Source organism: Marinobacter sp. MBR-99 (assembly GCF_040547575.1).
Taxonomy (GTDB): domain Bacteria; phylum Pseudomonadota; class Gammaproteobacteria; order Pseudomonadales; family Oleiphilaceae; genus Marinobacter.
On the sequence record NZ_JBEPPY010000006.1, the window covers coordinates 104,793 to 119,415 of the forward strand.

A 14,623-nucleotide genomic window follows, 5' to 3' on the forward strand; every position below is an offset into this window, starting at 1 on the left:
GATCTCCTAGAAACCATCCACGGGATAGCCCCGGGCCTGAAGGTTCTTGCGAACGGCGGGATACCCCAGTGGGGCCACCCGAAACACATCGGATGCCTCTGCTCGGCCCACCAGCTCGGCCCGGATCAACCTGTCCAGCGTCAGGGCAATATCCTGTTTCTGCATTCCGGTCACCAATGCCAACTGCTCGGTATTCAGGCCGTCATGCAACAGCAAGGCATGCAGAATATGACCAGGCTGTTGCCCGGCACTCGCGGGTACCGAGGGCAGGCTGAGCTGATCCAGCGGAACAACCCAGCACCGGCTACCGGCCAACCGTACAGCTTCCTTGCCCGAGTCTTCATCGTCTTTTTCGGGCCGGGCCCGCAAGGTGCGCTGCCAGATGGCGAGGGCCACGCCCCGGTTGCCCCGGGCAAGGGTTGCCAGATCCTGGTTAAAGCTGCTGTATTTCAGATCAGAGTCCTGCCGGGGTGCCGGCAGGACATAGAGCCCATCACGGGTCATTCTGGCGGTTACCTGTTGCTCTCCCTCGCCGGAAGCCAGGTATTCCAGCCATCGGGTCAATTGTTCACCGGTAAGCGGCGCCAGGGTGTATGGTGCCAGACTGAGCTCCGGCGAATACTGGCGCCAGAACTGCCAGCACCAGCTGGAACAGCCGACCATACCGTTCCCGGCATGGTCCAGTGCGATGCGAGCGAAGAGCTCCCGAAGCAGGTTCAGCCCGGCTGGATGCCTGAGCCAGAAATCCGCCAGTTCCGGAATCACCCAGTCGCCGCCGGACAACTGCTCATCCCACCATCGCCCTGCGTCCTGCTCCGTCATCAACAGGTTATCCGGAGGGGTCAGCAGCCTCCGGGACAGGCACTGCAGGGCTTCAGGGACCCCGGAAAACGGAGGCGCCACCACAAATCTCACCTCTCGCTGACTGGCCCCTTCCTGATGTAGCTGTTCAAACTGGGCCTCTATGGCCTTGGCCAACAAAGCAGCATCCGGTTCCGGCGCAAATTCCCGCAGCCGGTCACCGGACAGCATCGGCAAATCATCCAGGCTCTGGAATGCCTGTTCCTCCGGGCTGATACCGGCTCGCAACTGGTCGAGAATGTCCTGAAAGGCGCCGCGGATGGTTTTCTGAACCGAAGTTTCCGGCGTTTTCCATCGCTCCAGCGGAATCAGTCCGCCAGGCAGATAGGGGTGGTCTTCAACAACGTCATTTGCCAATGCGTAACTCCCGCCAGATTATTCCGGAACCAGCCAGCTCTGGGACTGAGACAGGCCAAGCCCCGCGTCGCCCTGTACATCATCCATCATCGCCGCCAAACGTTGTTCAAAGCCCCATGGCGGATTAACCACTAAGATACCTGAACCGACCATGCCGCGCTCCGGCGGTTGGTCCAGGCGCACCTCATGGCGCAGGATTTTGCGCACTTCGCCTTTTCCCAGCTCGCTGATCAGACGCTGCTCCAAGCCACTGGTCAGAATCGGATACCAGATAAGATAGACCCCGTGGCGGCATTTTTTCCATGCCTTGAGCAAAGTATCCGCCACTTGATGGTATTCGTCTTTGATCTCGTAGGACGGGTCAATCAGGGTAAGCAGTCTTGGCTGGGGCGGCGGCAACTGCCGGAGCAGCCCTGCCAAGCCGTCCTGCTGAAGCACCCGGACACCGGCATCACAGGCCCAGGCTTCCAGGGCACGCCCCTCGGAAGGGTGCAGTTCGAAAGCGGTCACGGAATCCCCGGGGCGGGCAAATTGCGCAAACCAGGCAGGAGAGCCGGGATAGCGGGCCAGGGTCTCAGCAGAACCATTATGGCTCTTCAGCACCTCCAGCATCGGCCCCCAGTCTGGTGACGCCAGCCTCTTGCGCATGGCCCACAATCGCTGGATACCGCCGTCGGCCTCGGCGGTTTTCCTGGCCCGGTCGCTGGCCAGATCGTACAGGGCACTGCCTGCGTGGGTATCAAAACAGGCAATCGGGGTCTTTTTCGCCTGCATCATGGCCAGCGCCAGCGTGAGGGCAGCGTGTTTTTGCACATCGGCAAAGTTGCCGGCGTGAAAGGCGTGAAGGTAACTCAACATACGGGGCTCCTGATCTCAGGCGCCCATTAAGCATCACCTGCCAGGCCCAGGCAAGCCTGCTGAATGCCTGCAGGTGGCCTGGCAGCCCGCCAAGGCGGTGATCAGTCGCCCTGCAACCTGCTATGCTTGCGCTGATCTGAAATAAGGAGACCAAACTTGCCCGGCCAGAGCAAAGCCCCCGTTGACCAACTGTATGCCCTCATCGCCAACGAAGAAGATGCCAGAGTCTGCAAAGACATTCCCGAGGAAGCCTGCAGAGAAGTCCCCAGGAACTTCTTTCTGATTCTTGCGGCCAATGTTCTGACCAAGCTCGGCGACCTTCTGATCAGCCCGAAAACCGTTCTGGCCTGGATGATGAGCGCCGTCGGCGCGCCTGCCCTGGTGGCCTGGCTGGTACCGATCCGGGAATCCGGTTCCATGGTGCCGCAGATGGTGATTGCCGCCTGGGTTCGGCGCAAGGCAGTGCGCAAGTGGTTCTGGACCCTCGGCAGCTTCGGTCAATCGGTCAGTGTGGTTGGTATGGCCGCCAGCGTCTGGTTTCTGGAAGGGTATGCCGCAGGCCTCGGCATTGTCGCCGGGCTCGTGGTGTTTTCCCTGGCCAGGGGCTTCTGCTCGGTGGCGATGAAAGACGTTCAGGGCAAGTGTATTCCGAAAACCCGCCGCGGCCGGCTGTCTGGCCTGGCCACAACCATCGGCGGCGCCCTGACGGTGGCGATGACCGCACTGCTGTTCTGGGACCGGGGCGATCCAACCCTGGCGTTCTACAGCCTCCTTCTGCTTCTGGCTGCGGTGCTTTGGGTGATCGCCGGCTTTCTGTTTGCCAGTGTGGAGGAATTCCCCGGTGAAACCGGTGGCGGCAACAATGCTATGACTGAGGCTATTCAAAGCCTGTCCCTGTTGAGAGACGACGTGCCGTTCCGGCACTTTGTGGTTACAAGGGCCCTGCTGCTCTGCTCTGCCCTGGCGTCACCCTATTTCGTGGTGCTGGCGCAGAAGCAATCGGATGTCGGCTGGATGCTGGGTGTGTTTCTGCTGGCCAGCAGCCTGGCCAGCTCAGTCAGTGCCAGCTTCTGGGGCTGGGCGGCAGATACCTCCAGCCGTCGGGTAATCATCCGGGGGGCCGCCATGGCCAGCATCGTTTGCCTGTTGGTGGGCTTCAGTGCCCTGTTTTTCGGGCCGGGCGTAGGCGGCGCCTGGTTCTATCCCGCGGCGTTCTTTGTGCTGAGCATCGCTCATGCCGGCGTGCGCCTGGGGCGTAAAACCTACCTGGTGGATATGGCCGGCGGCAACAAACGCACAGACTACACAGCGGTCAGCAATACCGTGATCGGGGTTCTGCTTCTGGTCACCGGGGGGCTGACCGCCGCGCTGTCCCTGATTTCAGACGTTGCGGTGATCATCGTGCTGGGGCTGATGGGCTTTGCCGGAATGGTGAGTGCGGTGCGCCTGCAGGAAGTCACTGAAGGCTGAACAACCGATTACTCGGGTGCCTTGCCATCGTTCAGCGCCAGGGCACCTTTGACAATGCGGTAGATCACCCAGATAGCCATGCCCAGAAGGATGAACCATCCAATAATCACCATCAGGGTAATGGTGCCGATCACCAGCCACAACAGGCCAATCCAGAAGGTGCGGATCTGCCAGCGAAAATGGGGCTCAATCCAGGTGCCACGCACCTCATCCATCTTGACGTAGTTGATGATCACCCCGACCAGCGCGGTGATCCCGCCAAGGAAGAACGACAGCCCCTGCAGAATGTAAACGAGAATGGCCAGATTACGGGCAGGGTCCGCCCCCTGGGGCTTGCCCTGATCCGATTCGGCGGGAATAAACTCGGGTTCAGCCACACGCAACTCCTTTAAACGAAACCCGAAGCATAACAGCGAACCTCAGTGCCCGGAAGGTCGGTACCCAATCCGGAAACCACCCCAGTGCTTGCCGTTGACAAAAATAGGCACCGACAGATCATGCATGATTTCACCGGTATCGCGGCGGTAGGTCTGCAACAGCATGTCCTGGGTGTGACTGCCACAACGAATACCGGTGCGATCATTGAACAGGCGCTTGCTCCGGCTTTTCACCAGGTCCACTTCCGGATTGCCGGTGGGCGGGTGAGCAAAATCCCGATTATGGGTGGGCACGTAGCCGTCCGGGGCGCAGGCAATGGAGAATACAATGGCGTCGTGGGAATTCTTGATGCTCTCCTGGACGGCCGGCAACACCTGGTCAGTGAAACGGTCGAAGGCGCTGCTGTATTGTTGGGGGTTGGTGTTCGGGATGGGCTCTCGTTTCTTCTCGAATAAGGCTGATTCGCTGAGTTTGCCCTCCTGAATAGCCTTCTCAAAAAGCTTACCGATCTGCATTGCTCCCGCTTGCGCTTGATCAAAGAACGATCGGTGGTAACTTTGGCTACTGTTCAACGCAAACGCGGCATTGGCGTTTTCCGCCAGTTCCATCAGAGTGGCCGCCTGGCCCGCCAGCGACGCCACACTGCTGTCGCTTTCAGCAATGTGATCCCGCACCGATTCGATGGCAGAAAACACCTGCTCCAGACTCTGCTCGTTGGCCTGGTCAATCTCCGCTATCCGTGCAACCTGCTGCTGCACCCGGTCGGATTGGTCGCGAATCAGATCCAGCTGCGCGCCAACGCTTTCGACGGATGTCAGCCCCTGCTCCACTGAGCGGGCCAGATCCTCAATACGGGCAACGATCAGGGAAGTATCGCCCTGGATTTCCTCCAGCGTTTCCGCCACTTCGCTGGTCGCTTGCGCGGTGCGGCCCGCCAGCTGGCGAACCTCATCCGCCACCACCGCGAAACCTCGACCCTGATCCCCTGCCCGCGCCGCCTCAATAGCCGCGTTCAAGGCCAACAGATTGGTTTGCTCGGCAATGCCCTGGATCGTGCTGGTCACACCCTGGATCTTGGTGGACTTTTCATTCAGAGCCTGAATCAGGCTGAGATTCTCTCCCGACTGCTGATGCACAATCCGGACACTTTCAATGGCGGACACCAGCGCCTGGCGCCCCTCAACACTGACTTCCCGGTTCTGAAGCGCCATGGTGGCGGCATTGGTAGCCTGCTCGGAGGACTCACGAACCGACTCGGTGATCTTGCCGGCGTAATCGGCCATCTGGGCAGTTTCTTCCACCTGTCGGTCGAGGCGTTTTTTCACCTGGTCAGCCGAGTAGGATACTTCAGCGGCAGAAATGGCGTTTTTGTCGGCACTGTCCGACAACGTCTCCACCAGCGCCTTGCCGGCCCGGGCGTCAGCCAGCAATTGCTGGCACTGGGCTCTCAAGGGGTGGTCTTCTGCCAGCGTGCCATCGTTCAGCCCGGCAATACCCCGTTCAACCGGCTCCAGTACACGAACAATCAGATATCCAACCGCCACCACCAGACCAAGCACCAGACCTATCAACACCGAGGCCGCATCCAGACCTAACACCGGTGCCACCCACAGGCAGACAATGCCGAGCGCAACAGCAATGCCCACCCCCCAAATAATTGCAGCGCGATCGAGTAAACCCATGGTGCCCTCATCGTTATCATTGCATACGCAAACATTTTGTTATTTAAGGCCAGCGTTGAGAGTAAAGAAATGACACAGGTTAATAACTGCTACTTTAGTGGATTCTGGATGCCACTATTGGTGTCCTGATCAATTTATCGGCACATTCAGGGAAATCTATAATAAAAAACCCGCGCCACAAGGGCGCGGGTTTACGGGCGGGGCGCCTGGCGGAGCGTTAGCTACCGATCTTGCCACCATCATCCTTGGTGATCACTACGGTGGCAGAACGCGGAATGTTGTTTCCACCGTCCGGCCAGTGGCTGATCAGGTTGCCGTTCTGGAAATCATCACGGCTGGTTGTTGCGCCAGGATGCTGCACGTTGATAAACATTGTGCGCTGGTCCGGGGTGGTAACCACACCAGTGATTTCCTGGCCGATGGGGCCAGTCAGGAATCGGCGCAAAACACCATTGACCGGGTCTGCTGCCAGCATCTGGTTATTGCCGAACTGAGCAAAATCGCCACTGTTCTGAACACTTTCACTGATGTCGGTCTGGATCCACAGACGGGAATCTGCATCGAACCACAGGCCGTCGGGGTTAACGAATTTCTGGTCATCATCCAGACCGGCATTCTGAAACTCCGAGTCATCTTCAGGACCAGCCAGAAGGAAGATATCCCAGTTGAATACCATGGCAGTTCCAGAGTCGTTTCCTTCCTGCCAGCGGATGATATGCCCCCAGGGATTGGCAGCACGCGGGTTGGCTTCATCGCTCTCTTCCCGGCGGGAGTTGTTGGTCAGTGTGAAGTAAACCTCGCGGGTATTTGGATCTACTGCCCCCCACTCCGGACGGTCCATCTTGGTGGCACCAACGGCATCGGCAGCAGAGCGTGTGCGCACCAGAACATCTGCCTGGCTGCTGAAGCCATTCTCGGCAGTCAACTCACCCAGGCCAAAGACCAGGGGAATCCACTCGCCGGATCCATCTTCGTTAAACTTGGCAACATATAAGGTTCCAGAATCCAGCAGGTGTCCCCCGGCCGTGGCGGCATGATAAGGCTGGGCGCTGACGAACTTGTAAATGTACTCAAAACGCGCGTCATCGCCGGAGTAACAGACAACCGGCTGGCCTTCGATCGCGGGAGCAAAGACAACTCCTTCGTGGGCAAAACGACCCAACGCTGTGCGTTTGACCGGCTTGGAGGAAGCATCGAACGGATCGAACTCCACCATCCAGCCAAAGCAATGGGGCTCATTACGGAAGTCATCCGTTGCCGATGCACCGGACGGTGTTGCGTTGAAACGGGTGTATTGCTCTTCGCCGCTCTGAGCCAATTCCCACGCATAGCGGGACGAGCCGGAGGAGTTAACACCGTAGCGGCTCTGGGAATCCGGCTGCTCACCCGTGTTGAGGAAGTAACCTGCCCAGTTCTCCTCAGACATCATGTAAGTGTTCCAGGGCGTTACGCCGTGGGCACAGTTGTTCAGAGTTCCACGGGTTTCGGTGCCGGCTGGACTGAACTGGGTTTTAACAAAATCTGAGCCTCGGACAGGCCCGGAAATTTCCATCGCCGTCAGGGCGGTAATACGACGGTTAAACGAATCCCCTTGCACGGGAGCCCAAACACCGCTGGCATCACGCTGCACCCTGTAAACGGATACACCGTGGGCATTCATTTCGCGCAGAACCTGATCCGTATCCCGGGTTGACTCATCAATCATCGGGAAAGAACCGCTGTTAAAGTTCTGACCTTGAGCGGCTTGATGCATGAAGCGGGGCTCAATGTATTCATGGTTCAGCACAAGCAAACCATCTTCCGAGCTACCATCGATCGGGAAGTAATGCATACCGTCGTGGTGAGAACCGATCTGGGCCGCCTGGTCGGCGCCGGAGTTTTCCAGTGAAAACTCGGGGAAAACACCTTCATTAGATAGGATCGGGTCACCCCAGGCACCGATCACACGAGCCGAATACCCTTCAGGTACCACGATGGAGTCGGCCTCGCTGATGGGCACAGCCTTAAAACCCACCAGATCAGGTGCGGCTGAGGAACCGCCCGCACCACCAGAAGAACTGGAACCTCCGCAACCCGTCAACGCTGCACCACCGAAAACGCCAGCAACGGCAGCGGCAAGGCCACCTTTCAACACGCCACGACGGGCGAGACGGGCCTCAAGAATAGAGCCGAAGGTACGGTTATTGGAGTTGTTGCACTCAGGTTCATAACCTGGGTCCTGATGCACTGGGTTCAGATTACGCTTATCCATGGTTTCTCTCTCTTTTCGAGTTATGTTTCGGAAACCTGATGGTCGCTACTAATCATTGCGGTTGGTTGACGAAGTGATTGCAAATACTGGTCACATTTATGACAGCAGCGGCAAGGGTTGCTCTCTTGCAGATCGGGCAATCGTTTCAGGGGAAGGCACACAAGTGCGAATCTTGGTGTTCGGGGAGAGGTCAGGCGGGGCAGCGCACCCTGATCACCTGAAGGGCAAGGCACGCGTGTGCCTTGCCCTGGCATGTTTTGGGAGTTACTGGGTCATCTCGTCATATCCCTCTTCCATGGCATCACCAGCTTCATCGGCGGCCTCACCGATTTTCTCGCCAGCTTCTTCGGCGCCCTCTTTCACCTCGTCCCAGGCACCATCATCCTGGCCAGTGGCGTTTTGCCAGGTTTCTTCAGCAGCATCGGTGGCATCGTCGATCATCTCGCCGGCGTTCTCGCCAGCTCGCTCAAAATCGGCACCCTCGTCGCTTTCGGAGCTGCAGGCCGCCAGGCCGAACGTTGCAACCAAAGCCAAGGCGCTCAGTGTGAGCTTGCTCATATCATATCCCTCTGTTGATACATGTTTACGACACCAACAGAGTAGAGCCGAAGCACTTTAGATAGCAATTACCTGCCGATTACTCTTTGGTTAGCCGCTGGCCGTCCACCATGATGACATGCTCCACGCCAACCACTTTACCTTTTCCCAAAACGAGAAAATCGTGACCCGCCCGGCTCAGAAGGTCGCGAATAACCTCATGTACCAGGCAAACCTGGCCCGAGGGATCCTGATAGACAATCTCGGCCAATTGCTGCGAGCGAACGTACGCACGAAGCCGTTCCTGCACGCTCCAGGAGATGACGGAAGACGATGGGGTGGAGGCACTCATGGTTTCTTCCCTGTTGTTCTTGTTGCAGAGAAGTCTGGACCACAACCTTCCATCTTGCCACTTACCGGGACAGAACACTGGAGCAATCTGGGGATGCATGCCTGCAACCCTTCACAGGCTTCCTCACCGAAGAACGTTGTCATTCAGGGCCAACGTTACCACCCAAAAAGGACGACTGTTGAATTGCAAGATTGTCCGACATAAATTAGAAAAACAATAACCCAAGAGCACCACGGAGAGTCAGACATGAATGCCAAAGTGAAAGGATCCCTGGATTCCGAGAAAGTAAAAGCGAAGGTTACGCCCCCTGCTGAAACTTCCTCAGAAAATGACCTCACCCAAACCACCTGGAAAGATCCCAAGCGGTACATGTGGCTGCTCGGGCCAGCACTACCCGGTATCGGCCTGGCAGCATTAACTGGCTATGCCCTGGCCCCGAAAAAGCTCAAGGCCCTGGCCTGGACCGGCCCGGCACTGGTACATGGCATTATTCCGGCGCTGGACCGGGCGATCGGTGAAGACAAGAGCAATCCACCGGAATCTGCGGTGAAAACCCTGGAGCAGGACAAGTACTACGACCGCATTGTGAAGGCGTTTATCCCCACCCAGTACGCCATGACCTTTATGGGTGCCTGGCTGGCCAGCCGCAAGAAAACGCCACTTGAAGACAAGATTGGCCTGACCTTGACCGTGGGCGCCATTAACGGGGTGGGCATCAATACCGCCCACGAACTGGGCCACAAGTCCAACAAGTTGAACAAACTGATGGCCATGGCGGCACTGGCGCCAACCGGTTATACCCATTTCGTGGTTGAGCACAATTTCGGGCACCACAAGCGGGTGGCCACGCCGGAAGACCCGGCCAGCAGCCGGATGGGCGAGAGTTTCTGGAAATTCCTGCCGCGGACGGTTTTTGGCGGCATGAAGTCAGCGGTGAAGATTGAAAAGGCACGCCTGGCACGCAAAGGTAAAAGCTTCTGGAGCCTGGACAACGAGTTGCTTCAGGGTTGGGCCATGAGTGCCGGGTTCTTTGGCGCTACCACGCTGATCTGTGGCCCGAGGGCGGTGCCCTTCCTGGCGGCGCAGGCGGTGTACGGTGCGAGCCTGTTGGAAAGCGTGAATTACATTGAGCACTATGGCCTGCTGCGCCAGAAAGACGAGAATGGCAAGTACCAGCGCACTCAGCCGGAGCATAGCTGGAACAGCAATCACATTGTGACCAACCTGTTCCTGTATCAGTTGCAGCGGCATTCAGACCACCACGCCCATCCGACCCGCAGCTTCCAGGCCTTGCGGCATTTCGAGAAGGCGCCGCAGCTGCCAGGTGGTTATGCCTCAATGTTATTGCCGGCTTACCTGCCCCAGTGGTGGTACGAAACCATGGATAAGCGGGTGATTGACCACTACGAGGGGGATCTGTCGAAGATCAACTGGGACCCTGATCGTAAGGAGGAGTTGATGGCCCGGTATGCGGATTACGCTGCGAAAGTGGCGGCCGAGGCTGCGGCTCGGCGGGCTGACTCTGCTTCTGAGTCTGAGGCTGCCTGAGGCCTGACTGATTTGTTGGCTTGATTGCCGGCCCTAGCCTGTGGGTTATGGTGCCGGCGCCGGGTTGGGGCCACCCTACTTCCCTCTGAATACCGCTTCTCTTCTTTCCAGGAACGACTGGATTCCTTCTTTGACATCTTCGCTGGCCATGACCGGGCGTAGTTCCGGGAACAGGCGTTCCTTGGCCACTTCCTGGCCTTCGGAAACGGCAATCTTGGAGGATTTCAGGCTGCCCTGAACGCCCAAAGGTGCGGCCTTGGCGATCTTTTCGGCGATTTCCATGGCTTTGTTGAACTGTTCGCCGGGTTCAACCAGTTCCTGGATCAGTCCCCACTGATAGGCCTGTTCGGCGGTCCATTCGTCGCCGGTGAGCAGGTAGCGCTGGGCGTTGCCCCAGCCGATTTCCCTTTGCAGGCGGATGGTGGCGCCGCCACAGGCAAAGATGCCGCGTTTGACCTCCAGCTGGGCGAAGCGGGTGCCTTTGGCAGCTACGCGGATGTCGGTGTTGAGCATCATTTCGACGCCGCAGGTGAAGCAGATGCCCTGAGCGGCGAAGACCACCGGCTTGGTGAGGCCTTCTCCGGTGATGTGGAACGGGTCGAGTTCGCCTTCACCGGGTTCAATGCCTTTGCCGTTGGCGAACACGCCGGCCCAGTCGTCCAGTTGCAGGCCGCTGGTGAAGTGGTCACCTTCCGCGTACATCACGGCGACGCGGAGTTCCGGGTCGTTCTGGAGTTGATAATAGGCGGCAGCGATTTCGTGGTACATGGCCCGGTTCATGGCGTTCATTTTTTCCGGGCGGTTCAGGCCGACCAACAGGATGTGGCCTTGTTTTTCTATGTTTACGAGTGACATTGGCGTTTTCCTCGACTTTGGAAGCCTAGCCTGTTTGTTTGGGTGCTTGCACGATCAACGGGTAGAGCTTTCCGGGACCGTCTTTGGCCATGGATGGCCAAAGCCGAGCGCACATGGACGTGCTCGTAGCGTGTCCCTGAAAGGACTCCCAGCTGATCGTGCCTGCCCCCAAACACGCAGGCTACAACATGAACGAGAGCACCAAACTCAGAACCAATCAGCCTTCATATTCAGACACGTATCATCCTGATTGCGCAGCAACACCAGATCCTGCGCCACGGTGGGCAGCTCCCAGTGGAAGAAGTACTGGGCGGCCTGGAGTTTGCCCTGGTAGAAATTGCGTTCACTATCGCTGTTGGCTGAAGCCAGCGCATTGGCGGCCGCATTGGCCTGCCGCAACCACATCCAGGCGACGATAATGTGGCCGAACAGGTGCAGGTAGCAGCTGGCGTTGGCCAGGGTTTTGTCCACTTCGCCACCCATCAGGGATTTACCCAGGCTCTGGGTGACCTTTACCGCCTGCTGCAACGTCTCACTCAGCGACAATGCCCACTGCTGGCAGCGGTCGGTGGTGGCCGCCTGCAGGTCAACCTGCATTTCCTGCATCAGCAACTGCAGGCCGTGGCTCTGGTCCTGCCAGATTTTTCGGCCCAGCAGGTCCAGGGCCTGGATGCCGTTGGTACCCTCGTGAATCGGGTTCAGACGGTTGTCGCGCCAGCATTGCTCTACAGGGTACTCCCGTGTGTAACCGGCGCCGCCGTATACCTGAATCGCCAGGTCGTTGGCTTTCGGGCCGTATTCCGAGGGCCAGGCTTTGATTACCGGGGTGAGCAGGTCCAGCAGTTTGCCGGCTTCCATTCGTTTCTGCTCATCGGGGTGGGTGTGCTGGTCGTCCATCAGGCGAGCACCATAGAGGCACAGGGCCAGGCCGCCTTCGCTGTAGGCTTTCTGGGCCAGCAGCATGCGGCGCACGTCCGCGTGGTCGATGATGGGCACTTGCGGGCTTTCAGGGTTCTTTTCGCTGGCTTTGCGGCCCTGCAGACGGTCCTTGGCGTACTCCAGGCTGTGCATGTAGCCCCGGTAGCCGATGACCGCAGCGCCGAAGCCGACGCCGATGCGGGCTTCGTTCATCATCTGGAACATATATTTCAGACCCTGATGGGGTTCGCCCACCAGATAACCATGGCACGGGGCGTCGTCGCCGAAGCTCAGGGCGGTGGAGGTGGTGCCTCGGTAGCCCAGCTTGTGAATCAGGCCGGCGAGGCTGACGCCATTGCGTTCGCCCGGGTTGCCGTTTTCGTCTACGTGGAATTTCGGGACGATGAACAGGGAGATGCCTTTCACACCGGCCGGGGCGCCTTTGATTTTCGCCAGCACCATGTGAACGATGTTTTCGGTGATGCTCTGTTCACCGCCAGAGATGTAGATTTTGGCGCCTTTGATCAGGTAGTGGCCGTCGTCGGCAGGGGTGGCGGAGGTGCGGATGTCCGCCAGGCTGGAGCCAGCATGAGGCTCGGTCAGGGCCATGGTGCCGCTGTAGCGACCGCTGAGCATGTTGGGCAGGAATTTGGCCTTCTGTTCGTCGTTGCCGAATACGCGGATAAGGTTGGCAGCGGCAGTAGTCAGGAACGGATAGCCAGCGGTGCCTGGGTTGGCGGCGGTGAAGACGCCGTTGCAGGCGGCCATAACGGATTCCGGCAGTTGCATGCCGCCGAGGTCGTAATCATAACGGCCAGCGAGGAAGCCGGCTTCGGCGTAGGCGTCGAAGGCCTGTTTGACGTCCGGGAGCATCTCGACCTGGCCGTTGATGAACTTCGGTTCGTCTTTATCGGCGGCGCTGTTGTGGTTGGCGAATTTTTCTTTCGCCATTTTGTCGGCGGTTTCGATGACGGCATCGAAGGTGTCTTTGCTGTGTTCGCTGAAGCGCTCGCGTTCAGTGAGGACTTCGGTGTTCATTACTTCGTAGAGCTGGAATTCTAAATCTCGGCGGTCGATCAGGGTGTCGGTCATTCTGGGTCTCCTGTTTATTGCCTCTAGCGTCTCACAGTCTCTGCGGTTGTTGGAATTGTCATTTCTGACTTATTCTTGGTTAAAACCGCCACAAAGGAACAGCATCCTTGAAAACCGTCACTATCATCGGCTTTAACGGGGCGCTCGCCAGCGCCATCACCGGGATCATCGACTTGTTCCGTCTTGCGGGGGTTACCTGGGCGCGGATTCATGGGGAGCAGCCGGCGGCGTTGTTCAAAACGCGGCTTTTGACCGAGGGCGGGGAGCCCTGTCGGTGTATTAATGGGGTGACGTTGCTGGCAGATGGGTCGTGGCAGGAGGTAGACGGGCTTGGATTTGATGATTTGCTGATCATTCCGACCATCGGTGCACCAATTGATGAAATTCTGGCCGGCAATCAGGCGCTGATTAACTGGCTAACGCAGTTTCGGGCGGTGCCGGAGGGTGAGGTTCGGGTGGCGAGTAATTGTACCGGGGCGTTTTTGTTGGCGGCCGCGGGCTTGCTGGATGGTCGGGAGGCGACGACCCATTGGGGGTTCGGGGATCAGTTCCGGCGGCGGTTTCCGGAGGTGAAGCTCCATCCGGAGAAGCTGGTGACGGTGGACGGGCCGGTGGCCTGTGCCGGGGGCGGTATGGCCTGGTGGGATTTGGGGGTATATCTGGTGGAGCGCCTGGCGGGGGCGCAGGTGGCGCGGGAGTTGGCGAAGGCATTTGTGATCGATGCCGGGCGCACCAGTCAGGCACCTTACAGTGTGTTACAAGCCAAGCGTTATCATTCTGATTTGGCAGTGCTTCGGGTGCAGGATTGGCTGGAGGCGCATTTTCGGGAGCCGGTGTCTTTGGCGGCTATGGCCGATGCCGAAGGCATGTCGGAGCGGTCGCTGTTACGGCGCTTTCAGCAGGCGACAGGGGATTCTCCCTCAACCTATTTGCAGTTGTTGCGGGTGGAGGAGGCACGGCGGCAGTTGGAGTCTTCGCGGCTGGGACTGGAAGCGATCACCCGGGCGGTGGGGTATGAGGATGTGAGTTCATTCAGCCGGCTGTTTCGCAAGCATACAGGGTTGGCTCCGGGGGCCTATCGAGCAAAGTTCAGCCGTTAGTCGAAGCATTCAGAGGCAGATTGCGTCTTTGGTAGTATTCGACTGGCCCGGGTTATGCATCAGAATAAGCGAGTAGGCGGTTTTTTGCCGTTTTACGTAAATAAATCTGACATAGCCAACCCCTGCGGGGAGGTCGTTCACATGAACACATCACTGAAGCAAAGCCAAGCCGATATTCTCAGCCGTCTCTACGACATGAAGTGCAGGCAGGTAGAGCACGCCCTGCAGCAAGGTAACAGCCTGCGCTGTCAGGTGCTTCAAGCCGAAGCGGAAGCCATTTCCAACGCATTGAAGTCCGTTCGGTAGTCATCTCTCGGCGAGACAACCACCGAACGCCCTTTCACGTCATCTGCTGACGTTTTCT

Annotated in this window: 13 protein-coding genes; 4 read left to right on the forward strand and 9 right to left on the reverse strand. The window is 58.3% G+C overall.

Going from position 1 to position 14,623, the window contains the following annotated elements; translation table 11 throughout:
* Positions 1–6: 6 nt before the first annotated feature.
* Positions 7–1,218, reverse strand: a complete 1,212-nt coding sequence (locus ABIE59_RS06860) for a MarR family transcriptional regulator (protein WP_354445493.1) — start codon at positions 1,216–1,218, stop codon at positions 7–9.
* Positions 1,219–1,236: 18 nt separating this feature from the next.
* Positions 1,237–2,076, reverse strand: a complete 840-nt coding sequence (locus ABIE59_RS06865; RefSeq protein WP_354445495.1) for a 23S rRNA (adenine(2030)-N(6))-methyltransferase RlmJ — start codon at positions 2,074–2,076, stop codon at positions 1,237–1,239.
* 156 nt (positions 2,077–2,232) lie between these two features.
* Here ABIE59_RS06865 and ABIE59_RS06870 point away from each other — a divergent pair, with 156 nt between their 5' ends.
* Positions 2,233–3,546, forward strand: a complete 1,314-nt coding sequence (locus tag ABIE59_RS06870) for an MFS transporter (RefSeq protein WP_354445497.1) — start codon at positions 2,233–2,235, stop codon at positions 3,544–3,546.
* Positions 3,547–3,554: 8 nt separating this feature from the next.
* Here ABIE59_RS06870 and ABIE59_RS06875 read toward each other — a convergent pair whose 3' ends face one another.
* From ABIE59_RS06875 to ABIE59_RS06895, 5 genes are all read right to left on the reverse strand, one after another.
* Complete coding sequence (locus ABIE59_RS06875) at positions 3,555–3,923, reverse strand: DUF4870 family protein (RefSeq protein WP_354445499.1); 369 nt, start codon at positions 3,921–3,923, stop codon at positions 3,555–3,557.
* A 42-nt stretch (positions 3,924–3,965) separates the two neighbouring features.
* Positions 3,966–5,606, reverse strand: a complete 1,641-nt coding sequence (locus ABIE59_RS06880) for a methyl-accepting chemotaxis protein (protein ID WP_354445501.1) — start codon at positions 5,604–5,606, stop codon at positions 3,966–3,968.
* Positions 5,607–5,823: 217 nt separating this feature from the next.
* Positions 5,824–7,857: a PhoX family protein gene (locus ABIE59_RS06885; RefSeq protein WP_354445503.1), complete on the reverse strand. Its 2,034-nt coding sequence runs from the start codon at positions 7,855–7,857 to the stop codon at positions 5,824–5,826.
* A 264-nt stretch (positions 7,858–8,121) separates the two neighbouring features.
* Positions 8,122–8,415: a hypothetical protein gene (locus ABIE59_RS06890; protein ID WP_354445505.1), complete on the reverse strand. Its 294-nt coding sequence runs from the start codon at positions 8,413–8,415 to the stop codon at positions 8,122–8,124.
* Positions 8,416–8,494: 79 nt separating this feature from the next.
* Complete coding sequence (locus ABIE59_RS06895; protein WP_354445507.1) at positions 8,495–8,746, reverse strand: hypothetical protein; 252 nt, start codon at positions 8,744–8,746, stop codon at positions 8,495–8,497.
* A gap of 246 nt (positions 8,747–8,992) precedes the next feature.
* On the opposite strand from ABIE59_RS06895, the gene ABIE59_RS06900 reads away from it, so the two are divergent.
* Positions 8,993–10,294, forward strand: coding sequence for an alkane 1-monooxygenase (locus ABIE59_RS06900; protein WP_354445509.1), 1,302 nt, complete (start codon positions 8,993–8,995; stop codon positions 10,292–10,294).
* A 75-nt stretch (positions 10,295–10,369) separates the two neighbouring features.
* On the opposite strand, the gene ABIE59_RS06905 is transcribed toward ABIE59_RS06900, so the two are convergent.
* Positions 10,370–11,149, reverse strand: coding sequence for a crotonase/enoyl-CoA hydratase family protein (locus tag ABIE59_RS06905; RefSeq protein WP_354445511.1), 780 nt, complete (start codon positions 11,147–11,149; stop codon positions 10,370–10,372).
* A 207-nt stretch (positions 11,150–11,356) separates the two neighbouring features.
* Positions 11,357–13,159: an acyl-CoA dehydrogenase gene (locus ABIE59_RS06910; RefSeq protein ID WP_354445513.1), complete on the reverse strand. Its 1,803-nt coding sequence runs from the start codon at positions 13,157–13,159 to the stop codon at positions 11,357–11,359.
* Between the two features lie 107 nt (positions 13,160–13,266).
* Here ABIE59_RS06910 and ABIE59_RS06915 point away from each other — a divergent pair, with 107 nt between their 5' ends.
* Both ABIE59_RS06915 and ABIE59_RS06920 read left to right on the forward strand, forming a co-directional pair.
* Positions 13,267–14,259: a GlxA family transcriptional regulator gene (locus ABIE59_RS06915; protein WP_354445515.1), complete on the forward strand. Its 993-nt coding sequence runs from the start codon at positions 13,267–13,269 to the stop codon at positions 14,257–14,259.
* A 141-nt stretch (positions 14,260–14,400) separates the two neighbouring features.
* Positions 14,401–14,565, forward strand: coding sequence for a hypothetical protein (locus tag ABIE59_RS06920; RefSeq protein ID WP_354445517.1), 165 nt, complete (start codon positions 14,401–14,403; stop codon positions 14,563–14,565).
* Positions 14,566–14,623: the final 58 nt, after the last annotated feature.